This is a genomic window from Streptomyces sp. ME19-01-6 (genome assembly GCF_033793745.1).
GTDB lineage: Bacteria > Actinomycetota > Actinomycetes > Streptomycetales > Streptomycetaceae > Streptomyces.
On the sequence record NZ_JARAXF010000013.1, the window covers coordinates 139,416 to 165,560 of the forward strand.

The 26,145-nt window shown below is 70.5% G+C and carries 22 protein-coding genes and 6 pseudogenes; 14 read left to right on the forward strand and 14 right to left on the reverse strand.

From position 1 onward, the window contains the following. The first annotated feature begins 81 nt into the window (after window positions 1–81). The gene (locus PV419_RS27125; protein ID WP_319693404.1) at window positions 82–771 is read left to right on the forward strand and encodes a hypothetical protein; all 690 of its coding nucleotides are present in this window, start codon (window positions 82–84) and stop codon (window positions 769–771) included. A 78-nt stretch (window positions 772–849) separates the two neighbouring features. Here the strand turns inward: PV419_RS27125 and PV419_RS27130 are convergent, their stop codons facing one another. The 4 genes and pseudogenes from PV419_RS27130 to PV419_RS27145 form a co-directional block, all read right to left on the reverse strand. After that, window positions 850–1,335, reverse strand: coding sequence for a sigma-70 region 4 domain-containing protein (locus PV419_RS27130; protein WP_319693405.1), 486 nt, complete (start codon window positions 1,333–1,335; stop codon window positions 850–852). A 38-nt stretch (window positions 1,336–1,373) separates the two neighbouring features. After that, window positions 1,374–2,507, reverse strand: coding sequence for a helix-turn-helix transcriptional regulator (locus tag PV419_RS27135; RefSeq protein ID WP_319693406.1), 1,134 nt, complete (start codon window positions 2,505–2,507; stop codon window positions 1,374–1,376). A 179-nt stretch (window positions 2,508–2,686) separates the two neighbouring features. After that, on the reverse strand, window positions 2,687–2,884 hold the full coding sequence (locus PV419_RS27140; RefSeq protein WP_319693407.1) for a hypothetical protein: 198 nt from the start codon (window positions 2,882–2,884) through the stop codon (window positions 2,687–2,689). Window positions 2,885–3,363: 479 nt separating this feature from the next. Then, window positions 3,364–3,491, reverse strand: a pseudogene (locus tag PV419_RS27145) (alpha/beta hydrolase); the annotation flags it as partial. On the opposite strand from PV419_RS27145, the gene PV419_RS53395 reads away from it, so the two are divergent. The 4 genes from PV419_RS53395 to PV419_RS27160 all read left to right on the forward strand — a co-directional run bounded on the left by PV419_RS53395 (window position 3,454) and on the right by PV419_RS27160 (window position 5,884). Continuing rightward, a complete protein-coding gene (locus PV419_RS53395; RefSeq protein ID WP_415925390.1) occupies window positions 3,454–4,287 on the forward strand; it encodes a hypothetical protein in 834 nt (277 codons plus the stop codon). The pseudogene PV419_RS27145 and the gene PV419_RS53395 overlap by 38 nt on opposite strands. Before the next feature lie 18 nt (window positions 4,288–4,305). Continuing rightward, the gene (locus tag PV419_RS27150; RefSeq protein WP_319693409.1) at window positions 4,306–5,202 is read left to right on the forward strand and encodes a S1 family peptidase; all 897 of its coding nucleotides are present in this window, start codon (window positions 4,306–4,308) and stop codon (window positions 5,200–5,202) included. Between the two features lie 107 nt (window positions 5,203–5,309). After that, window positions 5,310–5,594 carry a hypothetical protein gene (locus PV419_RS27155; RefSeq protein ID WP_319693411.1) on the forward strand — a complete coding sequence of 95 codons (285 nt, stop codon included), beginning with the start codon at window positions 5,310–5,312 and terminating at the stop codon, window positions 5,592–5,594. Further along, entirely contained in the window at window positions 5,591–5,884 is a 294-nt protein-coding gene (locus PV419_RS27160) for a hypothetical protein (protein WP_319693413.1), read from the forward strand. The genes PV419_RS27155 and PV419_RS27160 overlap by 4 nt, the downstream gene beginning before the upstream one ends. 6 nt (window positions 5,885–5,890) lie before the next feature. Here the strand turns inward: PV419_RS27160 and PV419_RS27165 are convergent, their stop codons facing one another. The 3 genes from PV419_RS27165 to PV419_RS27175 form a co-directional block, all read right to left on the reverse strand. Further along, window positions 5,891–6,856: a hypothetical protein gene (locus tag PV419_RS27165; RefSeq protein ID WP_319693414.1), complete on the reverse strand. Its 966-nt coding sequence runs from the start codon at window positions 6,854–6,856 to the stop codon at window positions 5,891–5,893. A gap of 156 nt (window positions 6,857–7,012) precedes the next feature. Beyond that, complete coding sequence (locus PV419_RS27170) at window positions 7,013–8,863, reverse strand: glycoside hydrolase family 15 protein (RefSeq protein WP_319693416.1); 1,851 nt, start codon at window positions 8,861–8,863, stop codon at window positions 7,013–7,015. A 105-nt stretch (window positions 8,864–8,968) separates the two neighbouring features. Continuing rightward, a complete protein-coding gene (locus PV419_RS27175) occupies window positions 8,969–10,027 on the reverse strand; it encodes an NAD(+)/NADH kinase (protein WP_319693417.1) in 1,059 nt (352 codons plus the stop codon). A gap of 206 nt (window positions 10,028–10,233) precedes the next feature. Between PV419_RS27175 and PV419_RS27180 the strand changes: the two genes are divergently transcribed. Further along, a complete protein-coding gene (locus PV419_RS27180; RefSeq protein WP_319693418.1) occupies window positions 10,234–10,416 on the forward strand; it encodes a hypothetical protein in 183 nt (60 codons plus the stop codon). Between the two features lie 167 nt (window positions 10,417–10,583). Here the strand turns inward: PV419_RS27180 and PV419_RS27185 are convergent. After that, window positions 10,584–11,579: pseudogene (locus PV419_RS27185) on the reverse strand (IS3 family transposase); the annotation flags it as partial. Between the two features lie 139 nt (window positions 11,580–11,718). Between PV419_RS27185 and PV419_RS27190 the strand changes: the two are divergent. From PV419_RS27190 to PV419_RS27210, 4 genes and pseudogenes are all read left to right on the forward strand, one after another. Beyond that, the gene (locus PV419_RS27190) at window positions 11,719–12,162 is read left to right on the forward strand and encodes a DUF4396 domain-containing protein (RefSeq protein ID WP_319693561.1); all 444 of its coding nucleotides are present in this window, start codon (window positions 11,719–11,721) and stop codon (window positions 12,160–12,162) included. 144 nt (window positions 12,163–12,306) lie between these two features. After that, window positions 12,307–12,717, forward strand: a complete 411-nt coding sequence (locus PV419_RS27195) for a four-helix bundle copper-binding protein (protein ID WP_319693420.1) — start codon at window positions 12,307–12,309, stop codon at window positions 12,715–12,717. 294 nt (window positions 12,718–13,011) lie between these two features. Then, a pseudogene (locus PV419_RS27200) lies at window positions 13,012–13,381 on the forward strand (Tn3 family transposase); the annotation flags it as partial. Window positions 13,382–13,981: 600 nt separating this feature from the next. Then, window positions 13,982–14,371: a hypothetical protein gene (locus PV419_RS27210; RefSeq protein ID WP_319693425.1), complete on the forward strand. Its 390-nt coding sequence runs from the start codon at window positions 13,982–13,984 to the stop codon at window positions 14,369–14,371. A gap of 52 nt (window positions 14,372–14,423) precedes the next feature. Here PV419_RS27210 and PV419_RS27215 read toward each other — a convergent pair whose 3' ends face one another. Beyond that, window positions 14,424–15,017 carry a TetR/AcrR family transcriptional regulator gene (locus tag PV419_RS27215; protein WP_319693426.1) on the reverse strand — a complete coding sequence of 198 codons (594 nt, stop codon included), beginning with the start codon at window positions 15,015–15,017 and terminating at the stop codon, window positions 14,424–14,426. Between the two features lie 117 nt (window positions 15,018–15,134). Between PV419_RS27215 and PV419_RS27220 the strand changes: the two genes are divergently transcribed. Next, window positions 15,135–15,992, forward strand: coding sequence for a class I SAM-dependent methyltransferase (locus PV419_RS27220; protein ID WP_319693428.1), 858 nt, complete (start codon window positions 15,135–15,137; stop codon window positions 15,990–15,992). 26 nt (window positions 15,993–16,018) lie between these two features. Here the strand turns inward: PV419_RS27220 and PV419_RS27225 are convergent, their stop codons facing one another. The 3 genes from PV419_RS27225 to PV419_RS27235 form a co-directional block, all read right to left on the reverse strand. Further along, window positions 16,019–16,300: a metal-sensitive transcriptional regulator gene (locus PV419_RS27225; RefSeq protein ID WP_319693430.1), complete on the reverse strand. Its 282-nt coding sequence runs from the start codon at window positions 16,298–16,300 to the stop codon at window positions 16,019–16,021. A gap of 142 nt (window positions 16,301–16,442) precedes the next feature. Further along, window positions 16,443–18,731, reverse strand: coding sequence for a heavy metal translocating P-type ATPase (locus tag PV419_RS27230; protein WP_319693432.1), 2,289 nt, complete (start codon window positions 18,729–18,731; stop codon window positions 16,443–16,445). Window positions 18,732–18,811: 80 nt separating this feature from the next. Further along, window positions 18,812–19,096 (reverse strand): heavy-metal-associated domain-containing protein, encoded by a 285-nt coding sequence (locus PV419_RS27235; protein WP_319693433.1) that lies wholly within the window; start codon window positions 19,094–19,096, stop codon window positions 18,812–18,814. 191 nt (window positions 19,097–19,287) lie between these two features. Here PV419_RS27235 and PV419_RS27240 point away from each other — a divergent pair, with 191 nt between their 5' ends. The 3 genes and pseudogenes from PV419_RS27240 to PV419_RS27250 all read left to right on the forward strand — a co-directional run bounded on the left by PV419_RS27240 (window position 19,288) and on the right by PV419_RS27250 (window position 21,460). Next, window positions 19,288–20,232 carry a hypothetical protein gene (locus PV419_RS27240; protein WP_319693435.1) on the forward strand — a complete coding sequence of 315 codons (945 nt, stop codon included), beginning with the start codon at window positions 19,288–19,290 and terminating at the stop codon, window positions 20,230–20,232. A gap of 519 nt (window positions 20,233–20,751) precedes the next feature. Next, window positions 20,752–20,838 (forward strand): annotated as a pseudogene (locus PV419_RS27245) (transcriptional regulator); the annotation flags it as partial. Between the two features lie 2 nt (window positions 20,839–20,840). After that, a pseudogene (locus PV419_RS27250) lies at window positions 20,841–21,460 on the forward strand (cation transporter). Here PV419_RS27250 and PV419_RS27255 read toward each other — a convergent pair. Together PV419_RS27255 and PV419_RS27260 are read right to left on the reverse strand one after the other, a co-directional pair. Continuing rightward, window positions 21,438–22,550, reverse strand: a pseudogene (locus PV419_RS27255) (acyl-CoA dehydrogenase family protein). The pseudogenes PV419_RS27250 and PV419_RS27255 sit on opposite strands and share 23 nt — an antisense overlap. Window positions 22,551–22,585: 35 nt before the next feature. Beyond that, the gene (locus PV419_RS27260; protein ID WP_319693437.1) at window positions 22,586–26,068 is read right to left on the reverse strand and encodes an indolepyruvate ferredoxin oxidoreductase family protein; all 3,483 of its coding nucleotides are present in this window, start codon (window positions 26,066–26,068) and stop codon (window positions 22,586–22,588) included. Between the last annotated feature and the right edge of the window lie 77 nt (window positions 26,069–26,145).

Below are 26,145 nucleotides of genomic sequence, written 5' to 3' on the forward strand. Positions count from 1 at the left end.
TGAAGGTGTGACTCCCGGGATGACCTATGTGGTGGTGAGGCGGACGTTGCTGTGTCGGTGGTGCCCGGTAGCTTGCCGGTCATGACCGACGGGATCGAGTGGATACATGAAGCCCTCCATGGACAGGGCGTTGCCTTCCAACTGGTCGCGCTGAAGGACGCCGAAGTCGGGGACTTGGCGATGATGCCGGGCGCAGAGCCGGGCACCGTCATGGACCCGCCCACCTGCAACGCCATCGTGGCCGCTTCCGGGGGGACGGTACGGCTGCCGGACCTCGCCCGGCTGGGCACCTGCGGCGGGTGGGCGTTCGCGTTCGAGACCGGAGAGGGCATCTTCCGGTACAACCGGAGCCACCTGCGCCACCTGTGGGAGGGCCGCACCTACGTGCACATCAGTGACACCGCCATGGACCCCCCGATGGTCGTCGCCGTCGTGGACGGCAAGTGGGACTGGCAGTACTTCGACGGCGAGGTTCACGAACAGGTCAGGGCTGATCACCCGCTCACCGCGCGCATGACCGTCGAGATCGGGCTCGGCAGCTCCAAGCCTGACCCCGGCTATCCCGACGACCCGGACGAGTGGGGGCTGTATGTCCCGGCCATGGCCGATGTGTACCGCCTGTTCGGCGAGCACTACAGGCTGGCCCTCCCGCGCCGGACCATCGGTGACCCGTACTACAAGAACAACGAGCTGTACGGGGCGTTCACCGCACCACGTACCCTGCCGGACGGACAGCCGAACCCCAAGTACGACGACATCCGCCGGCCCTGACCTCCGCCCGAGCGAACGCCGAATCACGCGCCGCGCCTTGCGCACTGCCTCGGCCGGGGGTGCAGCGCCGCCGCCCGATCAGCCGTTTTTCAGCCCGGTTGGCCGAGGGCGTGAAGGCCCCTGGTAGCGGCTGGTCAGGTACCGCACCCTGCTGGGGTGCTCGCCCATGAGAGCGGCGGCTTCCTTGATGGGGTGGCCGAGGACGTAGTGGAGAAGAACGGCGTCGTACTGGCTCGGGCAGACGGCTGTGACAACGGGACAGCTGCCGATCCGGATGCGGGTGGTGAACCAGGACCATGCGCAGGACGTGGGGTTGAGGCGGCTGACGATGTAGGGCCAGTGGGTGGCGAGACAGCCGAAGGCCTCCCGCACGGCCCGTATGGCCTTCGTCTCCGGCAGGTGCGCCCGGGCGTATTCGAGATAGCGCTCGTAGTGCAGATGGTGGAAGGCCTGGAAGGCGAGAGGCAAGGTCACAGGGGGCAGTTGCTCATCGCTGAAGTCGCCGTCGGTCTCAGGGCGTGGCCTGCGCGAGGGTTTGGTGTCATGCACAGTATCGGCAGGCATGGTTTCCCCCTTTGCGCGGACAGACGAAGGTGCGTGGGTCACAGGGCTTCGGATAACGACTCCACACGTGCCGATACCGGGGCCTCGGCCGGCTGGGCGGCCAAGGCGGCGTGGCGAGCGGCGTCCCACAGGGGGCGGATGGTCTCCGGCCGGCCGTGCAGCGCACTGATGAAGTGGTCGACGATCTGCCACGCCGGTACCTGCTGTCCGTGGAGCATCATGGTGATGTCATTCACCGTCAGGGCGCTCTGACTGAGTTGCCGGATGGTCTCGGGCTCCGGGCAGGAAGCAGCGAGATGCAGCCCCCTCAAGGCGGCGTGGAAGGTGTCGGCCTGCGCAACGGTATGGCCCCGGGCGATGTCCCACAGCGGCTTGAGCGCAGCAGGGTCGGCATCGCAGGAGAGTGCGATCTGCCGGGTGATCTTCCAGGAGGGGCAGCGGCCCCCGGACAGGATGCGGGAGACGTAGGAGGCGGACACCCCGGACTCCCCGGCCAGTGCGCGCAGGGTTTTGTCGCTGGTGCGCTGCAGATGAGTCAGCGCGCGGGCGAGCGTGGCCATGGGCTTGGCTCCCCCGGCCGAGGTGCTCGCATCGCTGGAGACCGGTGAGGGGTCCGCGGATGTGGGTGGGGAGCTGCGCCCGCCCGGAAGGCGGAGGGCGGGTCCCTGGGAAGACGCCGAGGGCGGTGCGGGGCGGTCGGCTAAAGGAGCGGCCGCCTCGCTGCTACGAGCGCGGCGCCTGTTCTCCCTGCGGCGGCTGACCGCGATGGCCGACATGTCACGGGAGAGCTTGTAGGGGCTGATGCGCATCGCTTCGGCGATCTGTGCGGATTTGGTCCCCTGGTGCCGGGCCTGCTGGACGAGGGCGTCTTTGAGATCAGCGAAGTCCTTTTCCACTTGGACCACCTGGCGCAGGGCCGTCAGCGGATCGCGCGTGCGTGCGGCCTCCAGACAGGTCGCGATTTGTCGTGCGAGGTCGTCGGCGACTTCCCTGGTGTAGGCAGCCTGGTCGACGCCCACCCGGGCACTCCGTACCTCCCGGTTCTTGCGGTAGGCCTTCCCGCACGCCTCGCTGCAGTACTGGCGGGGGCGGCCGGACTTCTTCACCTGCTGGACCGTGTTCGGGCAGCAAGGGTTCAGGCAGCGGATGGGGAGGGGGTCCTTGAGGGTCATGGGGTGTAGTCCCTTTCGGGGATGAGCGACCGTGGGTTGACCTCAGAAAGGTGGCGGTTTGCCAACGGGGAGGGCGGAATCCTCTCCACCGCGAACCTGTGTCGGCGAAGAAGGCATCGCCCGTCCGGTCCGGCCTGTGGGAGCCGGGCACAGGTCTTGGCCCCCACAGGCCGGCAGCGTCAGGTGACGCGAATGTGCCGGTGACGGAAGTAGGAACGCCGCAACGCGGCCATCAGAGCGACCATGGCGGCCAGCGCCCCGTTCTGGGCTTCCGGGCGGCAGATCAGCACGATGCCCACTACGGGAGCGGCGATGAACGCCCCCACCTGCATGTTGACCGCTCTGTCACGGAGCTCATCGGTTTCAACCAGCCGCAACTGAGGGATGTTACGGTCGACTCGCTCCGAACGGGCCGCTCGCGGTCGTCGGCGGAGCGGGAAACGGTCTGGAGGCATAGCGCCCTCCTTGATCGAAGGTACAGAAGCGAGTGAGCCCCGGCTACGGCCTGCCAACCAGGACCGGGGCTCTCTCGTGTTCTGGGACGCTACATGGTCACGCAGACAGGGCACCAACATTACGGTCCGTTAATCGCACCATCGCCGTTCCCGCCCCAAAACCTTCGCCTACAGCCATAGATTCCGGGCAGAGATTGACCATTTCCGGTCGCGAAGCGGAGCGAAGTTGTCACGCCACGGCGCGTGGGGGCGCAGCGGCGTACGACCGAGGGCAACGCGCTCCCCCGGCTCACCCGCGCATACGCCCCCCGTGACCACGCGTTGGCGACACGGTGCTCACGGTTCGACTCACCGCCATCACCACCACGGTGGTAAAGGACAGGCCGCCGCTCCGCCGCTGCTCAGGCAGGCAGGGAGCCGAGCCAGTCGTCAGGTGCCGGTTTACCTCCTCATGGCGTTCCTGCTGGATCCAGTGGCCGCAGCCGTCGAGGATGTGCGAGGAGCGCAGGCCGGGCAGGGTGGTGGGGTGTGTTGTCCTCGATGAGGTCGAGCATCCGCACCGGCCCCGAGTCGTGCGGGGTGACGGGCCGGCCGGCTGTCAGGGCGAGCGCTTCGACGCGATCCTGCTGTCGTTCGCGGTCCGCAGTCTGCCGGCCGCTCTGCTGGAGCAGCTGGCCGACGGCGGGACGCTGGTGGCGCCGGTCACCACCGGCGCGCTCGGCTGGCCGGCCCAGGCGTTGGTCCGCCGCACCGGTGACACGTTTGACGCCGTGCTGCGACCGGTCACCGCGGGGCACCGGCCGGGCTCGGGCGTGGACCTGGTCACCGCGCCCGACCGGATGCCGGACGGTCCGGTCACCGTCCGCCCCAGTCGCCTCGCCCCACCCGGGGAAGCCGGATTCTGGCCGGCGGTCGGCCGTCTCCTGCCCGCCCATCAGCGCCGAGCGGCTGTCCCTGTACGCCCCGGCCGAGGACTCGTGTGTCATCGTCCGCTTGGACGGCGGCACCTGGGTCGTCGAGCGCACGGGCCCCCGGAACATCTGGGCCGAGGTGGAGGGCGTGCATGGCCGCTGGATCCAGGCGGGCCGGCCGGACAGTTACCGCCTCGACCTCGCCGATCCCGCCGTCCAGCGGGTGGGCGGCGGTGCAGGCGCACATCCGCTGACGTGGCGGCTGCCCAGCCGCCCGAGCGAACGCGCTCCCATGTCCCCTTTAACGGCTGGGCAGTTGGGTTACGCGACGGCCGGGCCGAGGGCACAATGAAGCGGCTGAACCATATTTCGTCATTTCACCGGGCATCGACGCAGGTCAAGCCTGACCGATAGTCTCTCAAGGAGGTTCGGGTGAAAACGGCACGCCGTACCTGGAGAAGTTCCCGGCTGGTCGCCGCGGTGTGCAGCCTGTTCACCGCGGCTGCCCTCGCGACAGTCGGCACGAGTGCGGCCGCTGCCGCCGACGACCTGTCCCCCGCGTCCGCTTCCGTGTCCGAGGCCGCCTCGGCCGTCGAGTCCCTGAATGTCCCGGGGACCGCCTGGACCGTGGACGAACGCACCGGGACGCTGCGTGTGTTCGTCGGCTCCGCGGTCGGGGGCGACGATCTGGCCAGGCTCGGCCGTACCACCGAGCGCTTCGGCGGCGCCGTCACCGTCGAACGGCTCGGCGGGGCGCTGCGGACCCTCCTCTCGGGCGGCGACGGCGTCTACGCCTCCGCGGGGTGGCGCTGTTCCGCCGGGGTCAATGTGCAAAGCGGCTCCACCTACTACTTCATCACGGCCGGCCACTGCACTGACACCCTGCCGACCTGGTACACCAGCTCCGGCCTGACCACCGCGGTCGGCCCGACGACGGGCACCAGTTTCCCCGGCGACGACTACGGCGTCGTCCGGTACGCCAACACGGCCGTCCCGCACCCCGGTACCGTCGGAACCGTCGACGTCACCGGAACCGCCACCGCCTACGTCGGCCAGCAGGTCTGCCGCCGGGGGGCCACAACCGGCGTCCACTGTGGCCGGGTCACCGGGCTCAACGCCACCGTCAACTACGGCAACGGTGACATCGTCTACGGCCTGATCCAGACCAACATCTGCGCCGAGCCGGGTGACAGCGGCGGCCCGCTCTACGCGGGTGACAAGATCATCGGTATTCTCTCCGGCGGCAGCGGGGACTGCTCCTCAGGAGGCAGCACCTACTACCAGCCCATCCAGGAGGTGCTGAACGCCTACGGCCTCACCGTCTACTGACGACCGACCGCGCGGAAACGGCGCCGGGTCCGACCAACGGCTCACGAATGGCGCGCCCGCGGGTACTGTCATCAGCAGGCCCTGGCCCCGACCTCGAGGAGGTACGCGTGAGCGCGCAGCCCGATCACTCTGTCGACCGCAAGGTCGCCGCCATTCCACACACCATCAACGCCATCGGTGAAGCCTTGAGCGGTGAGCAGCGGGCCCGCTTCTACGGGGAGGTCCTGGCCGCCGAGGAGGCCGTCGTTCCCGCGGTGATGCGCTCTTGGTGGAAGATCGCGATGCTGGCCAAGGCCCCGTTGGCGGAGCGCAGCCGCGCGAATGCCGCCGACGGGCGGAACCTGGTCAGCATCGACGACCTCATGACCCGGCTCGAGGGAGCCCACGGGTGAACCGTGAGCGTCCCCGGCCGGGCTGGGCCGCGTACATCGAAGAGACCCCGGCCGCGGCCATCGTGGCGATGCCCCAGGATCTGGCCAAGAAGGTCGCCAACTACATCGCCGCTCTCGCGCTCGAAGCGGGCGGCGCGCTGGACAAGCACAAGCAGCCCCCGGGCGACCCGATGGACGACCACGGCACACGGTTCAGCATCCAGGTCGCGGGCGAGCCTGTGATCATCGAGTACAGCGTCCACCACGACGTCCGGGCGATACGGGTTCCGGTCGTGGTCTGGATCGACTGACCCCGCTCATGTCGAGGCCGACGGCCAGCCAGGTCCGGGAACCGATCCGCTGCCACAGCCTGACCGCGGCTTCGGCGCGACGGCGGGCCGGTCCGGGGCGACCGGCCTTGAGCTGTGCCTCCGCGAGCGCGTACAGCGGCGTCGCGGCCTCGCCCCACAGCTTGCCGAATTCCGTATGGCGCCGAGCCGGTCGCCGAGGTCCTCGCTGATCGAGGCGGCCTGCCGGAAGCAGTCGGCGGCGGCCGGGTGGCCGCCGAGTTCGCGGTGGCTCTGCCCCAGGCAGCGCAAGGCCTGGGCCTCGCCGGGCCAGCAGTCGGTGCACATACGCCGACCCGGCCGTGGCACTGGCGCGGTAGGCCGGGCCCTCTCCCTCGGCGAGCAGCAGGGCCTGCTCGAAGTGTTCCAGCGCTTCCGGGTAGCGGTGGAGTTTGGTGGCGCTGCGCCGGTCGCCGGCGCGCAGAGCCGTCTTGCGAAATCGGCGAGGTGCAGGCTCGCAGCGAGCAGCCGGGGGGGGAGCGCCGTCGCGCGCTGCTGGCGGGAGACCTCCCGCTCCGCCCGCTCCCGGCCGAGCAGCCGCACCAGGTCGTGCAGGCGGTGGCGGAATCCGGTGGCACCGGCCGAGGCGATCTCCACCAGGTGCGCCTCGACCAGGTCGTCGCGTACGGTCTCGGCGTCGGACAGGCCCGTGTCCAGCAGGGCGGCCAGGGCCCAGGGGGCGAAGTTGGGCCCGGGCAGCAGGGCGAGCATCCGCGGGGCGTGCTGGGTGGTCGGGGCCATCCTCTGGTAGGTGAGTTCGAGGCCGGCCCGTACGGCAATGTGGCCGACCGCCAGTTCGTCGAGCTTTCGCTGCTCATCGGCGAGGGCGCGGGCGACTCTGGCCAGGGGCCAGTGCGATCGTGCGGCCAGTCGCGCCCCGGCGATCCGGTACGCACGGGAGGCCGCCTTGCCGACATCGGCCGGGCCGGTGACCAACAGGGTTTTTGTCCCGGAGCCTTCCTGGTCGAGCAGTCGGCAGGCCTCGGCCAGCTCGTCTTCCCGGCCGACGAACAGGGATCGCGGCGATGTTATCGATTCCCCGCCGGGGTGGGGCCATCCCGGCGCAGCAGTGGGATCGGCGAAGCGAGGAAATCAGCCGAGGGCGCGGTCGAGGTTGAAGGCGGCGCTGATGAGGGAGAGGTGGGTGAAGGCCTGAGGGAAGTTGCCGAGTTGTTCGCCCGTCGGGCCGATCTCCTCGGCGTACAGGCCCAGGTGGTTGGAGTAGGTGAGCATCTTCTCGAAGGCCAGCCGGGCCTCTTCCAGGCGGCCGGCCCGGGTGAGCGCCTCGACGTACCAGAACGAGCAGATCGAGAAGGTGCCCTCGGTGCCTGGCAGGCCGTCCGGGCTGAGATACGGGTCGTAGCGGTAGACCAGGGAGTCGGACACGAGCTCCTGCGACAGGGCGTCGAGTGTCGCGAGCCACTTGGGGTCGACCGGGGAGACGAACTTGGCCATCGGCATCATCAGCACCGCGGCGTCCAGGATGTCCTGGTCCAGGCGTTGGGCGAAGGCTCCGCGCCGGGCGGACCAGCCGCGCGTCATGATCTGCCGGTAGATGGCATCGCGGCTGCTCCGCCAGCGCGGAAGGTCGGCGGGCAGTCCGCGGCGGTTGGCCATGCGTATGGCCCGCTCGATGGCCACCCAGCACATGAGGCGCGAGTACAGGAAGTTCTGCCGTCCGGCTCGGGTCTCCCAGACGCCTTCGTCGGGCTGGTCCCAGTGGTCGCAGACCCAGTCCACCAGGTAGCCCACCTCGTCCCACTGGCCGCTGCTGATGGGTTGTCCCCATTTGTCGTACAGATAGGCGGAGTCGATAAGCGCTCCATAGATGTCCAGCTGGAGCTGGGCCACGGCGCCGTTGCCCACCCGGACCGGGGACGATCCCAAGTAGCCTTCCAGATGGGACAGTTCGCGCTCGGGGAGCTCGCGGCGTCCGTCGATGCCGTACATGATCTGCAGCGGCCCGGTGGCGCCGTCGCCGCACATGATGCAGTGCTCGGAGAGAAAGCCCATGAACGCCTCGGCCTCCGAGGTGAAGCCGAGGCGGAGCAAGGCGTAGACACAGAAGGCGGCGTCCCGGACCCACATATAGCGGTAGTCCCAGTTGCGCCCGCGGCCGATGGTCTCCGGCAGGCTGGTGGTCGGGGCGGCCACGATGGCGCCGGTCGGTGCGTACGTGAGCAGTTTCAGGGTCAGCACGGAGCGCTGGACCATCTCCCGCCACCGTCCGTGGTAGCGCGAGGCGCTCAGCCACTTGCGCCAGAAGCGGACCGTGGCCTCGAAGTCGGCTCCGGCCTCGCGCCGGGCACAGCCGAGGACGGCGACCTCGTCGTCGACCCGGTCGAGGGCGAAGACCGCGGACTCGCCTTCGAGCAGTTTGAAGCGTGACCGTACGTCCCGGCCGTCACACTCCAGGGGCGCGGTGGCCGTCAGCGCCAGGGACAGCGAAGGGGACTCGAAGAGCACCCTGTCGCCTTGTAGGCGCGCGGTGTGCGGCTCGGCCCCGTAACCGAAGCGGGGCGCCACCTGTGCGGTGAAGGGGAGGGTGCCGCGTACGCAGCGCACCCGCCTGATCAGCCGGTGCCGCCCGGCGTCGCGGGAGTCGTCGACGACGGGCATGAAGTCCTGGATCTCCCCCGCGCCGTCGGCGGCGGAGAACCGGGTGATCAGCACATTGGTGTCGGGGAAGTAGAACTGGCGGGTGCGCGCGGGGACGTCGGTGGCCAGCTCGAAGGATCCGCCCCGTTCCGCGTCCAGGATCGAGCCGAACACGCTGGGCGCGTCGAAGCGCGGGCAGCAGTACCAGTCGATCGTGCCGTTCGTGCCGACCAGGGCGACGGTGCGCAGGTCGCCGATCAGTCCGTGGTCGGCGATCGGCAGATAGCGCGAGGAGGCCGTCGGGGAGCGGGTCTCCTGCCCGAATCCGGCGCTGTCGAACACCATGCCAGGCCTCCCTGCCGTCGCAGCTCCGCCGCACAGCGGCGCACGCTCAGCGGTGCTCGGCGGCGCATGCCCCCATAGCAGCGAATGCTCTCATATCAGAGTAAATCACCCTGTAACTGGCCAGTGCCGGTACAGATGGGCCAGGTCGTCGGGCGGCGGGGTGGCGTGCCGGTAGACGGGCGGGGTCTGATCGACGGCGGCTGCCGGGGCGTCGGCCAGCTGGAAGCGGCCGCGCAGGCGCCGGTAGAACTCCAGCGGGGCCAGCCGCGCCAGGCGCAGGCGGTACGGGGCCCGGTAGGCCGCCATCCAGTCCCCCGGGTCCAGCACCCCGCGCAGCTGCCCGTCGATGCTGACGGCCACGCGTCCGGAGTGCGGCAGCACGCTGACCGCGATCATTTCGTCGGCCCCGGCGATCACGGTGCGATCGAAGGCCATGTGCGGGGCGACCGGGGTGAAGACGATCGCGTCGGCCTCGGGGGCCAGGACGGGGCCACCGGCGGCGAAGCTGTAGGCGGTGGAGCCGGTGGGGGTCGCCACGATGACGGCGTCGGCCGAGTAGCTGGCCAGCAGTTGCCCGGCCAGGTACACGGCCAGGCTTGCCTGTCGGTTGCGGGCGAGCTTCTCGAAGACCACGTCGTTGACCGCGGTGACGTCCAGAGGGATACCCCAGCCGACCTTGTCCGTGGCGCCGGGGCGCACGGTCGGCGCGGGCAGCGCGGGGCCGCGCCCATAGCACAGCGATTCGTCCAGGCCGACAGGCGTCTCCAGCGGATGCGACGCCCGGAGGGTGAGCACCATCCGCTCCTCGATGACCGCCTGGTCCCGGTGGAGTGCGTCCAGCGCGCCCTCCACCTGGTCGGTGGCGATCTCGGTGAGGAAGCCGACCCGGCCCACGTTCACGCCCAGCACCACCGCCCCGTCCTTGGCGGCGATCCGCGCCCCGCGCAGAAATGTGCCGTCGCCGCCGAAGGTCATGACCACGCCCGGGTGGCCCGCGGCCACGGCCTCTTCCTGGCCGCCGCGCCGCGGCACCCCTTCCTGCCATACGTCGATGTCGGCGCAGGTGACACCATGCGCGGCACACCACTCCCGCGCGGTCCGCGCCGCCGCGACGGCGACCGGACGGCCCTGGTGGACGACGAGTCCGAGCCGGGTCAAAGGCATCGCCTCCCACGGTAGTCCGCGCCGCTCCGTCCCGCAGATCGTTGTCGGCCCCGAGCGTCGGGGCGCGACTCGACCGGTGTTCCCGGCGGCGTCGCGGGCGACCTGTGCACCACGTGGCGTCACGGCAGGCTGGTGACTGACTGCTGTGGTCAGAACCACTCAGCGGCACGGGGCTATTGTCCTCACCCGCCCGTAGCCTTGTTCGCATGTCCGAGATGCCTGAGTCCATGGAGGCTGCGCGCGCCACGGAGCGCGCGAACGAGGCGATCCGGCGGTTCATGGCAGCGCGGACCGGGCGGCCTCTGTGGCCGGCGGAGCGGGTTGAGTACGGGCGGCTACTGACCGTGTGGGCCGAGGCCCAGCGGGGTGGGCTCCCAGAGGCGGCCTGACAGGCCGCAGCCCCTCCTTATACGTGAGAGCCCCTCGCCGACGGGGGATGCGGCGAGGGGCACAACCCCAGTGTTGCACGGGATTGGCGCCGAAGTGCCCGATCTGGACGACACACGTCGCATATATCTACAAGCGGAACCCCAGCAGCTCGATCGCGAGTTTCGCTTCAGACCGTGATGAAACTGATCGACGAGGAGGGTGCCAAGGAGGCGGCGGCGAAGTCCCCGGGCGGGGGCTTCGTATGAGCGGGGTACGGCCGTCGACGGCAGGAGTACCTGTTCACCATGCGACGCATCTGGTCACCGGTACTGACTCGGTTGCGGAGCCGGCCGCCGGGTGAACTGCCGCTGACCGCTGCGGCCACCGCACTGGTGGAGGACTTCGCCGAGTTTCGCCGCGACCAGCAGGCGTCGGGCTTGCGCAAGAACATCCGCACCCTCACCCTGAAGTTCCCCCGTGATCCTGGACACTCTTCTTCTACGCTGCGAGCGTTTGGTCGTTGTGGAACCGCTGAGGTGTCTCGTGGGGTGTGAGGTACCCGAAGACTGCGTGTTTGCGCAGGCGGCGCCGGTTGTAGAAGGTCTCGATTCTCGATGAATGCGAACACCTCGGCTCGGGCGGTTGCCCGGTCGGGCCAGGTCCGGGTGCCGATCTCTTCCTTGAGCACGGCCCAGAAGCTCTCCACCGCCGCGTTGTCAAAACAGGATCCGGTCCTGCCGGTGCTCTGACGAAGCCCCAATGCGTCTATTTCCGCGCGGAAGTCAGCCGAGGTGTACTCGCTTCCGCGGTCGCTGTGCATGATGCAGCCGGCTTCCAGGCCGCCACGGCCGTGGGCCATCCGCAGTGCATCGACCACCAGCTCGGCACGGTGGTGGTCGGCCATCGCGTAGCCGATGACCTCGCGGGTGGCCAGGTCCAGCCAGCAGGCCAGATACAGCCAGCCCTCGTGCGTGGGCAGGTAGGTGATGTCGCCGACCAGCCGGGTGCCGGGCCGGGCAGCGGTGAAGTCACGGCCGATCAGATCCGGGGCCGGTCGTGCCTGCTTGTCGGGACGGGTCAGTGAGCGGCGTCTTCGGCGCGTGACACCGGCGATCTGGCGTTCGCGCATGACCCGCTCCACCCGCTTGCGGTTGACCGTCCGGCCCAGCCGCCGCAGCTCGGCGCAGCACCCCCGCCGTGCTCACCGCCGTGACGGCGAACCGGCTGCTGGCCGCCGACAGCAGCAACGCCGTGTATCAGTCCACCGACGCCGGCCGGACCTGGACGGTGCTCCTTGAGCCTTCCGGCGGAACGGAACACCACTGGAGAAATACCCCAGGGGGGGCACGGCGGCGAAGGCGACGCTGCACTGTCTGACCGGATGCGCCATCGGCGAGATCCTCGGCATGGTCATCGGCACCGCCCTGCTGTGGGGCAACCTGCCCACGATGATCCTGGCGATCGCGCTGGCGTTCGTCTTCGGGTACTCCTTCACCCTGTTCGCGGTGCGCCCCGCCGGCCTGGACTTCCACACCGCGATCAAGGTCGCGCTGGCCGCCGACACCGTCTCCATCGCCGTGATGGAGCTCGTCGACAACGGCATCATCGCCATCGTGCCGGGCGCGATGGACGCCCACCTGAGTGACGGGCTGTTCTGGTCGGCGCTGCTGGGCGGGTTCGCGGTCGCCTTCGTCATCACCACGCCGGTCAATAAGTGGATGATCGGCCGCGGCAAGGGCCACGCCGTCGTCCACGCCTACCACTGAGCCGCAGCCCTCCCCTGCGGGAAGTCCTCGGTCCGTCCACGGGCCGGGGACTTCGTCCTGCGCGCAGGGGGTACTCGCGCTGGCGTCACCGGCGCCCGCGCAGGCTGCAGCCGCGGGTCCCCAGCCCATGAGGAGGAGAAGACCATGGCGACATCGGTCAAGGAGATGCTGAACACCTACCCGGCCGACCTGGGCGGCGTCGACCGCGAGGCGATGGCCAAGTGCATCGAGGAATGCATCGCCTGTGCCCAGGCGTGTACCGCGTGCGCGGACGCCTGCCTGTCCGAGGGCATGGTCGGCGAGCTCACCAAGTGCATCCGCACCGACATGGACTGCGCCGACATCTGCAACACCACCGGCGCTGTCCTGTCCCGGCACACCGGCTACGACGCCAACATCACCCGTGCGATCGTCCAGGCGTGTGCCACCGCGTGCAAGGCATGCGCCGACGAGTGCGAGTCCCACGCCGACATGCACGAGCACTGCCGGGTCTGCGCCGAAGCCTGCCGCCGGTGCGAACAGGCGTGCAACGGCCTGCTGGCCACACTCGGTTAATCCCGTCCCCACACGCTTTCGACGACGAGGACCATGGCTCTGTCCATGAGAAGGAGAAAGAACAGCACTCCGACGCGGGCTCGGGAGGCGCCGGGCCCGCTCCAACGGGGCAAAATGTTCACACTTTCGACAGCGCCGCTCCCGGCCCTTCCGGAGGGACAAGGACGGTGTGAGTAACTGCGGTACAGGATGTAGCGCCGAGAATGATCATGGCTACCACAGGGAATGACCTCGGCGGGGGCCTTTGGGGGAAGATCGTGGAGCGGGTGCGGGGGCTGGCTACGGTCCGGCCGTGTCGCCGAGGCCGGGACGGACCTGGACGTGGCCGCCTTGTGGGCGGCGGTGGAGGAGCCCGTGCCGCGCGAGGCGGTGTCGGGGGCGGTGGCGATGGTCGAGGTCCTGGTGCCGGAGGACGACGGATCGACCGAGGCGGCGATGCGGGAGAAGCCGGCCCTGCGCTACAACACCGTGCGCCCGTTCCTGTCGCTGCTGGGCGAGTCGAACGCGTTGGGCGCGGCTTCAGGGCGGCAAGCGCATCTTAAAGGCGGTCTGCCGCCTCCCGGCGCTCTCGCGGCGGCGGGTCAAGGAGCGTCCGCTGCTGCCGCGCGAGGTGGATGAGGGCTTGGTGCCGGCCTTCGTCGCGCCGGACTGGATGGGTGTGGTGTCGGTGGTCGAGCAGGCGGTCAGCACCAGGGCTGCGGTGGCCACGGCGGCCGCGAGCGCGGGTATGCGGAAGCGGATGGTCATGGGTGAAGTCCAGAACGCTTGAAGGGGAGCAAAGGCTGGTCGGCCCGGTGCGGGCAGCCGTTGCCAAGCGATGCCGACCTCGGAACCGGGCACCTTCACGGCCTCGGCGTGGACCCGGCCGACGGCACCCTCTACGCCGCCGGACACCTCGGCGTCTTCCGCCTCACCCCCACCGGCGCCGTACGGATCGCCGACCGCTACCAGGACACGATGGGCTTCACCGCCACCGGCCCGCGCACCTTCTCGTCAGTGGCCACCCCTCCCCCAACCGACCCCACCGCGACCTCACCCCATCTGGGCCTGATCCGCAGCACCGACGCCGGACAGACCTGGACCACCGTCTCCGCCGCAGGCGAAGCCGATTTCCACTCCCTGCAGCAGGCCGGCCCGATGCTCTACGGCCTCGACAGCCAGACCTCGCAGGTCTGGGCCAGCAAGGACGCCGGCGCCACGTGGGAGCGGCGCGCGAAACTCCCGGCCCGGCGACCTCGCCGCCCACGCCGGGACGCCACAGGAGATGTGGGCGACCACCCCCGACGGGCTGGCCCACAGCACCAACGGCGGCAGCACCTTCCGGCCGGTTCCCGGCGCACCGGCTGTGGCCGCCGTGGAGCAACCGGCTCCCGGCAAGCTGGTCGCCCTCACCGCCGACGGCAAGGTGCTGTCCGGCACCGACGGCACATCCTGGACCGAACGCGGCCGGCTCCCGCAGGGTGCGCAGCCCGCCGTACTGACCGCGGCCGGCCCCACTCATCTCCTGGCCGCCGACACCGACGACGCCGTTCACGAGTCCAAGGACGGCGGCCGCACCTGGACCACCGTGCACAGGACGGTCCACACGAACACAGGACCACTGACCTCACCGAAGCCAGTTTCAAGATCTCCTATCGGACTGATACCTCGGTAGGGACCGCCCCCGGGGCACAGGGCGCCGCTCCCGAGAATTACGCCACCGGCGGCTACTCGGAACCGCGGAGCAGAACGGCCAGCAGCCGTCCAATGGTCGCCTTCGTGTCCTCGCCCCGTCCGGGTACGCGTGTCATCAGCAGGTGGTGGGTTGTGCCGACGACCGCGAGCGCGATGGTGGCGGCGTCGGCGTCGGCGGGCAGCCGACCGCCCCGCTGCTCCGCCTCCAGGTAGGCAGTGAAGGCGTGCTGGATCGTATCGAACGCGGGTGCGCCGGCCTGAAAGCCTTCCCGGGTGTGCAGCGCGGCTGTCGGGCGGGTCATCGCCAGCCCCACCACTGCCGGAGGCAGAGCCTCCATCAGGACGAGGACGACCTCTTGAAGGTTGTCCGCAATCGTGGCCGTCCCTACCTTCGCCTCCAGCGCCTGGGCCTGGCGGGCGCTGCGCGCGAACCGGTCAAGAACCAGCTTGGCAACGAACTCGTCCAGGCCGGCGAAGTGCGTGTGCAGGACGCCCTTGGCGCAGTCCGCCTCGGCGGTGACCGCGCGGCTGGTCAGGGCCGCGGCGCCGTCGCGGGCCACCACCCGCTCGGCGGCCGCGAACAGCCGCTCCCGCAAGTCCGGAATCGCCACTCCACGAGGTGACACAACCGCCCCTTCCCTCAACCCCATTGCAAGTATGGGCGCACGCCCATACCATTTGGGCACTTGCCCATACTAGGGGCCGGGAGCGCCGTACTGCACCCCGGCCGAGGGAGTTCACCCATGGACCAACTCGCCAACACCGCGCAGGCCGAGGCGTGGAACGGCTATGAGGGCGAGCAGTGGGCCCGCAGCCAGGACCGCTGGGACGCGGTCAACGACGGCTTCAACCAGCCCCTCTTGGATGCGGCGGCCCTCGCGGACACCGCCCGCGTGCTGGACGTCGGCTGCGGGGCCGGCCGCACCACCCGCCTCGCGGCCCGGCGCGCCCGCCGGGGAAGCGCGGTGGGCCTGGATCTGTCCGGTCCGATGCTGGGCAAGGCCCGAGAGAGCGCCCTGCATGAAGGGGTGGAGAACGTCTTGTTCATTCAGGGCGACGCCCAGGTCCACGCTTTTGACGCCGAGGGGTTCGATGCGGTGATCAGCCGCTACGGCATGACCTTCTTCACCGACCCCGTCGCCGCGTTCGCCAATCTCCACCGTGCGCTCCGGCCCGGAGGCCGGCTGGCGTTCATCTGCGCGGCCGAGGCCGAGGCCAACGAGTGGCTTGAGGCGCTGGCCTTGCTGGAGGGCATCCTGCCGCTCGGCGGCTTCGGAAAGCCCGGCGGCCCCGGCATGTTCTCGCTCACCGACCCCGATCGAATCCGCGCCCTGGTCACCGCGGGCGGGTTCGCCGGAGTCGACGTGCAGCGCATCGAGGTACCGGGGAAGTGGGGTGCCGACGCGGCAGATGGCGCGGCGTTCCTGCTGGACTCGGGCCCCGGGCGCCACCTGCTCGACCAGGTTGGCCCGCAGGAACAGGCCCAGGCGCGGCAGGCGCTGACGGCCGCACTGCGCCGCTATGAAGCCGATGGCGCGGTGTGGCTGCGCAGCAGTTCCTGGCTGGTCACCGCCGTACGCGGCGGGGCCGCGCGGCGCTGACAGTCGCCCCGGTCAGCCTGTGGCTGTCAGGAGCGGACCATCCGGGCGATCGCCTGGGACGCTTCAGTGATCTTGTCCTGGGCCTGGTCGCCGCCTTGCGCGATGGCGTCGGCCACGCAGGACTGGAGGTGGTCGTCCATCATCGTCAGGGCGAAGGACTGCAGCGCCTTGGTGGTGGCGCCGACCTGGGTGAGGACGTCGATACAGTAGGTGTCCTCCTCGACCAGGCGCTGCAGGCCCCGCACCTGGCCCTCGATGCGGCGCAGTCGTTTGAGGACGTCGTCCTTGTTGGCGGTGTAGCCGTGCATGGCGATCCCTCCCCTTCCACCCTTTACCCCAGGGGGGTATAGGTGTAACGACGGGCTGCGGTGATGTGTTCCGCCGGCGCCGCCGCGGATGTGCCGGTGCCCCGCCCGGGCGGCCGGGCGGGGGCGTCTAGGGGCACAGGGCTCAGGTGTCGGCGCGGAAGGAACGCAGCCGCAGGCTGTTGCCGACGACGAAGACCGAGGAGAAGGCCATGGCCGCTCCGGCGATCATCGGGTTGAGCAGGCCGGCCGCGGCCAGAGGGAGGGCGGCGATGTTGTAGCCGAAGGCCCAGAAGAGGTTCGACTTGATGGTGCTCAGCGTCTTGCGGGACAGGCGGATCGCGTCGGCCGCCGCCCGCAGGTCACCGCGGACCAGGGTCAGGTCACCGGCCTCGATCGCGGCGTCGGTACCGGTGCCCATCGCCAGGCCGAGGTCGGCCTCGGCCAGGGCGGCCGCGTCGTTGACCCCGTCACCGACCATGGCGACGATCCGCCCTTGGCTCTGGAGGCGCTTGACGACGTCGACCTTGTCCTCGGGCATCACCTCGGCGATGACCTCCTCGATACCGACCTCGGCTGCCACCGTTTCGGCGACGGTGCGGTTGTCGCCGGTCAGCAGGATCGGCGTGAGCCCGAGCGCCTTGAGCCTGGTGATGGCTTCGGTGCTGGTGTCCTTGACGGCGTCGGCGACCTCCAGGACCGCGCGGGCCTCACCGTCCCAGGCCACCGAGATCGCAGTCCGCCCCGCCGCCTCGGCCTGGTCTTTGGCCTGCTTCAGGGGGTCGGGCTGAGCGATGGCCCACTCAGCGAGGAGCTTCTCGCGGCCGACGAGGACGGCATGGCCCTCAACGATCCCCTGGACCCCGAGTCCCGCGAGGTTGGCGAAGTCCTCCACGGCCGGCAGGGAGCCGACCCTGGTGGCGGCACCGGTGGCGACAGCCTGGGCAATGGGGTGTTCGGAAGCGTTCTCCAGCGCGCCCGCCAGGCGCAGCACATCGGTCTCGTCCGTGCCGTCGGCGGTGTAGATGGCCAGGAGGGTCATCTGGCCGGTCGTCACAGTGCCGGTCTTGTCCAGGACGATGGTGTCGACCTTGCGGGTGGACTCCAAGACCTCGGGACCCTTGATGAGGATGCCGAGCTGGGCGCCGCGTCCAGTACCGACCATCAGCGCGGTCGGCGTGGCCAGGCCCAGGGCGCAGGGGCAGGCGATGATCAGGACGGCGACGGCGGCGGTGAACGCGGCGGTCCAGCCCGCGCCGTTGCCCAGCCAGAACCCAAGTGTGCCGAGGGCGAGAGCGATGACGACGGGGACGAACACGGCGGAGATCTTGTCCGCGAGGCGCTGGGCGGCGGCCTTGCCGTTCTGCGCGTCCTCGACCAGCTTCGCCATACGGGCGAGCTGGGTGTCGGCGCCGACTCGGGTCGCTTCGACGATGAGACGGCCGCCTGCGTTGAGGGTGGCGCCGGTGACGGTGTCGCCGGCGCTCACCTCGACGGGTACGGATTCGCCGGTGAGCATGGAGGCGTCCACCGCGGAGGAGCCTTCGATGACGGCGCCGTCGGTGGCGATCTTCTCGCCCGGCCGCACCACGAAGCGGTCTCCCACCCGCAGCTCGGCCGTGGGGATGCGCTCCTCACGGCCGCCGCGCAGCACGGTGACGTCCTTCGCGCCCAGCTCCAGCAGCGCCTTCAGCGCGGCGCCGGCCTTCCTCTTTGAGCATGCTTCGAAATAGCGGCCCACGAGGATGAACGCGGTGACTCCGGCGGCGGCCTCCAGGTAGATGTTCCCCGACCCGTCGCTGCGGGCGATGGTGAACTCGAACGGGTGCGTCATCCCGGGCATACCCGCGGTGCCGAAGAACAGCGCCCACAGCGACCACAGGAACGCCGCCGAGGTGCCGAGGGAGATCAGGGTGTCCATGGTCGCGGCGCCGTGCCGGGCATTGGTGAACGCTGCCTTGTGAAACGGCCAGGCCGCATAGGTGACCACGGGCGCGGCCAGGGTCAGGGAGAGCCATTGCCAGTAGTCGAACTGCAGGACCGGAACCATCGCCATCGCGATGACCGGCACGGACAACAGCACCGCCGCCACCAGACGCTGACGCAGCGGGCGCAGCCCGTCGTCCTCGCCCGGCCCCGTGCCGCTCGCACGCGCGCCGGAATCCGGCCGCGGCGGTTGCGGTTCACGGGCCGTGTAACCGGTGGCCTCAACCGTGCCGATCAGGTCCGCGACCGAGACCGAGGCGTCGAAGGTGACCTTGGCCTTCTCGGTGGCGTAGTTGACCGTCGCGCTCACCCCGTCCATGCGGTTGAGCTTCTTCTCGATCCGGGCCGCGCACGAGGCGCAGGTCATGCCGCCGATGGCGAGCTCGACCTCGGCGGCGCCGGCGGTGACGGTGGTGACGGTGGTGACGGTGGTGGTGGCAGTGCTCATGCGTGCTCCTGGTGGCGGCGAACGGCCAGGGCCCGGCAGACCCTGGCCGTCCGGAACGGAGAAGAAGGAGAGGGGGCGGGTCAGGCCGCGCGGCCGGTGAGCTCGTAGCCGGCGTCGTCCACGGCGGCGGCGATCACCCGGTCGTCGAGATCGGCGGCGCTGACCACGGTGACCTGCCCGGAGGCGAGGTCCACCTCCACGCTGGCCACGCCCTCGACGGCGCCGACCGCCGTGGTGATCGCGTCCTTGCAGTGACCGCAGGTCATACCCGCCACCGCGTACACGGTGCGGATGCCGTCCACAGCCACCGACGACTGCGCGGCGGTCGAGCAGGTGTTGTTCGGGGAGCAGCAGGACGAAGACATCTGGTTCTCCAACCATCAGCGGTACTTGATACCCCTAGGGGGTACACGTGATGGGTTTCAGATATACCCCCACCCGGTATAAAAAGCAAACCGCCGCGACCGTTGCATTGATACCCCGTGGGGGTATGCTCTGGCCCGTCGGAAACTCCAGCGCGCGCCGCTCCGGCCCACGCATGACACGGGAGACCACCATGAACACAGCAGCCAAGATCGGCCTCTACGGCGCAGCCCTCGCCCTGACCTTCACAGGCGCGTACGGCGCAGGAGCGGCAGCCGACCCGCTCACTGGCCGCACCTCCGCCGCCCCGCACACCGCACACCAGAAGAACGCGATGAACCACGGCGACCAGCACACCGGCGCGACACCGCCCCCGCCGGGCGGACTGCACACCTCCCAGGACGGCTATACCTTGGACCTGCTGACCCCGCGCCTGTCCGCCGGCCAGGAAACTCCGCTGCGCTTCGCCATCAATGACGAGGTCGGCGAAGCCGTCACCGACTACGCCAGGGCCCACGACAAGGAACTGCACCTCATCGTCGCCTCACGCGACCTGAACACCTTCCGTCACCTGCACCCCAACCGGGCTGCCGACGGCACCTGGAGCACCCCGGTCGACCTTCCTGCGGCCGGCGACTACCGGGTCTTCGCCGACTTCACCCCCGCGGCGCAGGGTGCCAAGCCCCTTACCCTGGGCGCAGATCTCGCCGTCGCCGGCACCTACCAGCCCCGAGGGCTGCCCCCGCAGAAAGCCACAGCCGAAGTCGACGGCTACACCGTCACCCTCGACGGCACCCTCGCGGCCGGCAACACGACCGGACTGACGCTGAGCGTGGCGAAGGACGGCAAGCCCGTCACCGATCTTGAGCCCTACCTCGGCGCCTACGGCCACCTCGTCGCCCTGCGCGCCGGCGACCTCGCCTACCTCCACGTCCACCCCGAAGGCGAACCCGGCGACGGCACCACCCAGCCCGGCCCCGCCATCTCCTTCATGGCCACCGCCCCCACCCACGGCGCCTACCGCCTCTTCCTCGACTTCAAGCACCAAGGCACCGTTCACACCGCCGCCTTCACCCTGCCAACCACCCCGTCCCCCACCACACAGCACGCAGACCACACCAGTACCGAACACCACTGAATTAGCCACCCGCCCGTGCCCGGGCCTACCACTAGCCAGACGACGCTTCTTATTCAGCCCGGCGTCCCTCTCATAAACGCACCTTTGTCAGAACCCGTTCTCACGCAAAAGTGGAACAGGGCATGTTCTGGGAATGGTTCGTGACACGGTCCAGGGTCATGACGGACCTGCAACCTGCACACCCGAGCGACGCGGACGACGTCGAGCGCCACCCCTGCCCGCGCTGTCACGCAGCGCCAGGCTCACCCTGCCGCTCGCGTTCCGGTGCGGTCGCCAGCTCCTACCACACCGGCCGCTTCACGAAGGTGCCCCAGCTCGCCAAGCTCCTGCGCGTGCCGCCTCCGGCCGACCGCGCCCCGGGGCAGCCGTGGCGGCCCGGCACCCCGGCGCCCGCGCCCGTCGAGACAGGCACCCCGAGCGCGGACATCAGGATCGGCTACGCCCGCTGCTCGACCCTGGCCCAGGATCCCCAGATGCGACTGGACGCGCGCTTGCCGCTCACACCCGAAGGAGTCAGGCGGGCACGCGTTGGACGACCTGCGCACCGCCGTGGTCGCCGTCGAGACCGACCGCACCTGCGTCGACGCCGACGAGAAGGGCTGCTGATGATGACCGCGGCGGACAGATCGGTATTTTTCGGCTCAAGCCCGGCCTGCCGTGACGCGCTCACCGCCGCATACGGCTGCTGGTCGCCGCGACCATCACCTACAACGTCATCGAGGCGATCGTGGCCATCACGGCCGGTACCCTCGCCTCCTCCACCGCCCTGATCGGCTTCCGCCTCGACTCCGTCATCGAGGTCTCCTCCGCAACGGCGGTCGCCTGGCAGTTCTCCGCCACCGATCATGCCGTTCGCGAGGCCCGCGAGAAGACCACCCTGCAAATTATTGCGGTGTCGTTCTTTGCGCTCGCCGCCTACGTCACCGTCGACTCGATCTGGGCGCTGACCGGCACCGGCGATGCCGACCACTCCGTTCCCGGCATCGTCATCGCGGCCCTCTCCTTAACGATCACGCCGTTCCTGTGCGCCACCCAACGGCAGGCCGGAGGTGAGCGTGGCTCGGCCACCGCCGTCGCCGACTCCAAGCAGACCCTGCTCTGCACCTATATGTCCGTCGTGCTGCTGGTCGGCCTGCTGATCGGCAGTCCGCTTCTCCGCGGGGTGAGTCGTGCGCGAAGACCGCGGCCGCTCGTGTCAGCGCGAGTCAGTCGGCGAGCCGGCGGCTGATCACCAGTCGCTGGATCTGGTTGGTGCCCTCGAATATCTGCATGATTTTCGCCTCGCGCGTATAGCGCTCCACCGGATAGTCGCGGGTGTATCCGTAGCCGCCGAAGACCTGGACCGCGTCGGTGGCGATCAGCTTGGCGACGCTGGCCTGCCGGCTGTAGGGGCGTCCGGCGTCGCGGCGGCGGGCGGCGTCGAGGTAGGTGGCGCGGGCGGAGTCGACGGCGGCGGCCATGTCCGCCAGGAGGAAGCCGAGCCCCTGGTGGTCGATGATCTTGCGGCCGAACTCGGTGCGTTCACGGGCGTGGGCGACGGCGGCGTCCAGGGCGGCCTGTGCCAGTCAGGTGGCGCAGGCGGCGATGCCCAGCCGGCCGGAGTCCAGGGCGCTGAAGGCGATCTGCAGCCCTTGCCCTTCCCGTCCGATGAGCCGGTCGGGGGCGAGCAGGGCGTTGTCCCAGAAGGCGGCCGTGGTGGGGATGGCGTGCAAACCCATCTTCTCCTCGCGCCGGCCGAAGGTGAGGCCGTCGGTGTGGCCGGAGGCGAGGAAGCAGGAGATGCCGTCGCCGCCCGGAGCGGTGCGGGCGAAGAGGGCGTAGAACCCGGCTTCGCCGCCGTGGGTGATCCAGGCCTTGGCGCGTTGATCCGGTAGCCGTCGGCGTCCTTGTCGGCCCGGCAGGTGAGGGCCGCGGCGTCCGAGCCGGCCTGTGGTTCGGAGAGGCTGTATCCGCCGATGAGGCGGCCGCTGAGGATGTCGTCCGCCCAGCGGCTGAGCTGGGCGTCGGTGCCGAAGGTGAGGAGGGGGAAGGCGGCGAGGGTGTGGACGCTCACCGCGACGGCGACGGCCGCCCAGCGGGCGGCCTTCCTCCAGGGCCTGGAGGTAGACCTCATAGGGCTGATCACCTCCGCCTTACTGCTCCGGGTAGGGCAGGCCCAGCAGCCCCGCCTCTCCCGGCAGGGCGAACAGGCCCTCGGGGTAGGTCTCGGCGCGTTCGTGTTCGTCGACGCGGGGGGCGAGTTCCTTGTCGGCGATGTCGCGGACGAGGTCGAGCAGGTCCTCGGCCTCCCGGGTGGGCAGCAGGCGCTCGACGGTCATGACGATGCTCCCGGGTGCGGACGGGCGGGCGGGGATCAGACGGAGACGGCCTCGGGGGCGCTCAGGTCGCGCAGGGCGGTGCGCGCCTGGTCGCGGAACTCGGCGATGCGGGCGAGCTTGATGTCCTCGTACCCGCGAATGCCGTCCGCGAGCAGGACGAGGGCCTCGATCCCGGTGGCGGTCCGAGGCGTCAGATGGGTCAGCGCGTCTTGGACCAGGCGCCGGTATTCGTCGATGAGGGCGCGCTCCTCGCGGCGTACCGTGGCGTGTCCGAAGACGTCCAGGCGGGTTCCGCGCAGGCCGCGCAGCCCGTACAGGGCCCGGAACAGGGCGGGGGCGGTGCGCCGCAGCCGGATCTTGCGCTTCATGCCCAGTGCGCGCAGCACCGGGGGGTGCAGCAGGACGGAGACGGAAGCTCCGGCGCCGAACTCCTCGGTGATCCTGGCCCGTTCGACGGTGTCCAGGTGCAGCCGGGCCACCTCGTACTCGTCCTTATAGGCCATGAGGTGGTGCAGGCCCTTGGCGTAGGCCACGGCGATGCGCTCCCCCGCCTCGTGGCCGGCCCGCTCCCGCGCCAGGGCGGCCACCCGCGTCACGTCGGTGGCGTATCGCCGGGCATATGCCTGGTTCTGGTAGGCGATCAGGTCGGCGGTGCGCAGGGCGACCGCCTCCTGGAGCTCGCCGGGCTCCGCGACGGCCGTGGCGAGGGACCGGGCCTCGGGGGTGACAGCCAGGGTGGGCCGGGCGGGGGTGGCGAGGGCGCGGCGTACGGCCTCGGGGTCGATGACGGCGGCGCGTCCCCAGCGGAAGGCCGCCAGGTTCTGGTCCACCGCTGCCCCGTTCAGCCGGATGGCACCTTCGACGGCCCGCTCGGACAGCGGCAGGCAGCCGTGCTGGAAGGCGGCGCCGATCAGCAGCATGTTGGCGGGCATGTGATCCGCGAAGAGCGCTTCGGCCAGGCCCTGGGCGTCGAGGTAGAGGTTTTCCTTGGGCCGGGTGGCGGACTCGATTCTCTCCAGCGCGTCGTCCGGGGTGCCGGGGACGACGACCCGGTTGGTGACCATGGCGGCCGTGGGGACGAGGGCGGTGTTGACGACCGCGAGGGTGTGGTCGGGGCGGGCGACCCGCAGATTGGCGTCGTCGGCCGCGCCCAGCAGATCGAAGCCGATGAGGACGTCCGCGGTGGCGCGGGAGGCGCGCAGGGCGCCGCTGACCGGCGTGGCGGAGATCCGTACGTCGCTGACGACGGGCCCGCCCTTCTGGGCCAGTCCGGTCTGTTCGAGGCCGGCGGCGTAGCGGCCGTCGAGGTGGGCGGCCATCTGCAGGATCTTCGAGACGGTGACGACGCCGGTGCCGCCGATGCCGGGCATCCGCAGCAGGGTGTGCTCGCCGGTCACGGCGGGGGTGGGGGCGGTCAGCTCCACGGGGAGCGCCGGGAGGGCGGGGCGCTGCCGAGTGCGCGGCTCGACCAGGAGGAAGGAGGGGCAGTCGCCCTTCAGGCAGCTGAAGTCGGAGTTGCAGGAGGCCTGGTGGATCCGGGTCTTGCGGCCGAACTCGGTGGCGACGGGCTGCACCGACAGGCAGGTGGAGACCTCCCCGCAGTCGCCGCAGCCCTCGCAGACGCGCTCGTTGATGACGACCTTTTCCGCGGGGGTGGGCAGGGCGCCGCGCTTGCGCAGCCGGCGTTCCTCCGCGGCGCACCGGTCGTCGTGGACGAGGACCGTCACACCGTCGGTGGCGGCGAGCTCTTTCTCGGCTTCGGGCAGGTCGTCGCGGTGGCGCACGGTGGCGATCGGGTCGAGGCGCACGCCGCGGTAGTCGGCCGGGCGGGCGGTGGTGACGACGACCTTCCGCACCCCTTCGAGGGCGAGCCAGCGGGTCAGGGCGGGGATGTCGAGGCGTCCTTCGGGCCGCTGGCCGCCGGTCATGGCGACCGCGTCGTTGTAGAGCAGCTTGTAGGTCATGGTCACGCCCGCGGCCACCGCGGCGCGGATGGCGAGAGACCCGGAGTGGTGGAAGGTGCCGTCGCCGAGGTTCTGTACGAAGTGGCGGTCGTCGGTGAAGGGGGCCAGGCCGATCCACTGGGCGCCTTCGCCGCCCATCTGGGTGAGGCCGATCTGGTGGCCGCGGCCCGCGCCGTCGAGGGCGATCATGATGTGGCAGCCGATGCCCGCGCCGACCAGTGTGTCGTCGTCGGTTCGGGTGGAGGTGGAGTGCGGGCAGCCGGAGCAGAAGTACGGGGTGCGTGCCGAGACGGTCGGCAGCGCGATCCGGGCGGGGGCCGGCGGGGTGAGGGACGCCAGGTGGGCGGCGGCGGCGCGGGGCAGGCGCTCCGGCCCGATGCGCCCGGCCAGGGCCCTGGCCACGTCTTCGGCTCCCAGGGTGCCGCGTGCGGTGAGCAGCGGGCGGCCGTCCTCGCCGCGGCGTCCCACCACGACGGGGGCGCCGGCGGTGCCGTAGAGGGCCTGCTTCAGGTGTCCTTCCAGGAAGGGCACCTTGTCCTCGACGACGAGGACCTGCTCGAGGTCGCCGGCCATGGCCGCCAGCTCTTCGTTGCACACCGGGTACGGCATGGCCAGGCGGATCAGCCGGATGCCCAGCGCCTCCATGGCGGGCTGGTCGATGCCGAGGTCGGCGAGGGCGCGCAGCACCACCGCGTAGGAGATGCCCGAGGCCACCACGCCGAGCCGGGCGCGCCGGGCGCTGAACTCGACGCGGTTGAGGCCCGTCTGGCGCGCGTAGGCGCGGGCCAGGTCGAGGCGGCGGGTGAGCATGTCGTGTTCGGCGTCCAGGGAGGCGGGGCCGACGAGGGTGGGCGGGGCGCCGCGCGGGGCTCGGGGCGGGGCGGGGATGTCCGGCCGGAGCGTGCCCGCGTCGACGACCGCGGAGGCGTCGGCGATATCGGCGACGATCTTCAGGCCGGCCCACAGTCCGGTGGCGCGGGACAGGGCGACGGCGTGCAGTCCGAGTTCGATGATCTCCGCCACGGATCCGGGGGCGAGCAGCGGCATCGCGAGGCTCTGGCACATCGGCTCGCAGGAGCTGGGCACCGTCGACGACTTGCTGCCCGGGTCGTCGCCGATCCAGGCCACGGCGCCGCCCAGGGGTGCGGTGCCGGCCATGGTGCAGTGGCGGATCGCGTCGGCCGCTCTGTCCAGGCCGGGGTTCTTCCCGTACCAGAAGCCGGTGACCGCCTCGTGGCGGCGTCCGGGGAGCTGCCCCACCAGCTGGGTGCCGGCCACCGCCGTGGCGGCCAACTCCTCGTTCAGCCCCGGTCGGAACACCACGCCGGCGGGTTCGAGGAAGCGGTGTGCCCGGCTCATCTCCAGGTCGAGGCCGCCCAGCGGCGAGCCCTGGTAGCCGGAGACGAACGCGCGGGTGTCCAGTCCGCGCTCCTGGTCCAGGCGACGCTGTTCCAGGGTCAGCCGGACCAGGGCCTGGATGCCCGAGATCAGCACCCGCCCGCTGTGGGCCGAGTATGTGTCGTCAAGCGATACCGCGGCGGGGACGGTGCTCACGCGAGCCTCCTCGACGTCGTGGGGTCCGGGGCTCAGGACAGCAATACGAGGCCGTGGGGCACAAGGACCTTGTGAGA

Excerpts from the sequence above, each read along its gene's own strand:
- PV419_RS27175 (WP_319693417.1), bottom strand. The coding sequence starts at position 10,027 with ATGCCTTTGACCCGGCTCGGACTCGTCGTCCACCAGGGCCGTCCGGTC.
- PV419_RS27195 (WP_319693420.1), top strand. The coding sequence starts at position 12,307 with ATGGCGACATCGGTCAAGGAGATGCTGAACACCTACCCGGCCGACCTG.
- PV419_RS27170 (WP_319693416.1), bottom strand. The coding sequence starts at position 8,863 with ATGGTGTTCGACAGCGCCGGATTCGGGCAGGAGACCCGCTCCCCGACG.
- PV419_RS27125 (WP_319693404.1), top strand. The coding sequence starts at position 82 with ATGACCGACGGGATCGAGTGGATACATGAAGCCCTCCATGGACAGGGC.
- PV419_RS27225 (WP_319693430.1), bottom strand. The coding sequence starts at position 16,300 with ATGCACGGCTACACCGCCAACAAGGACGACGTCCTCAAACGACTGCGC.
- PV419_RS27240 (WP_319693435.1), top strand. The coding sequence starts at position 19,288 with ATGAACACAGCAGCCAAGATCGGCCTCTACGGCGCAGCCCTCGCCCTG.
- PV419_RS27230 (WP_319693432.1), bottom strand. The coding sequence starts at position 18,731 with ATGAGCACTGCCACCACCACCGTCACCACCGTCACCACCGTCACCGCC.
- PV419_RS53395 (WP_415925390.1), top strand. The coding sequence starts at position 3,454 with ATGTGCGAGGAGCGCAGGCCGGGCAGGGTGGTGGGGTGTGTTGTCCTC.
- PV419_RS27235 (WP_319693433.1), bottom strand. The coding sequence starts at position 19,096 with ATGTCTTCGTCCTGCTGCTCCCCGAACAACACCTGCTCGACCGCCGCG.
- PV419_RS27135 (WP_319693406.1), bottom strand. The coding sequence starts at position 2,507 with ATGACCCTCAAGGACCCCCTCCCCATCCGCTGCCTGAACCCTTGCTGC.
- PV419_RS27180 (WP_319693418.1), top strand. The coding sequence starts at position 10,234 with ATGTCCGAGATGCCTGAGTCCATGGAGGCTGCGCGCGCCACGGAGCGC.
- PV419_RS27130 (WP_319693405.1), bottom strand. The coding sequence starts at position 1,335 with ATGCCTGCCGATACTGTGCATGACACCAAACCCTCGCGCAGGCCACGC.
- PV419_RS27210 (WP_319693425.1), top strand. The coding sequence starts at position 13,982 with ATGTGGGCGACCACCCCCGACGGGCTGGCCCACAGCACCAACGGCGGC.
- PV419_RS27220 (WP_319693428.1), top strand. The coding sequence starts at position 15,135 with ATGGACCAACTCGCCAACACCGCGCAGGCCGAGGCGTGGAACGGCTAT.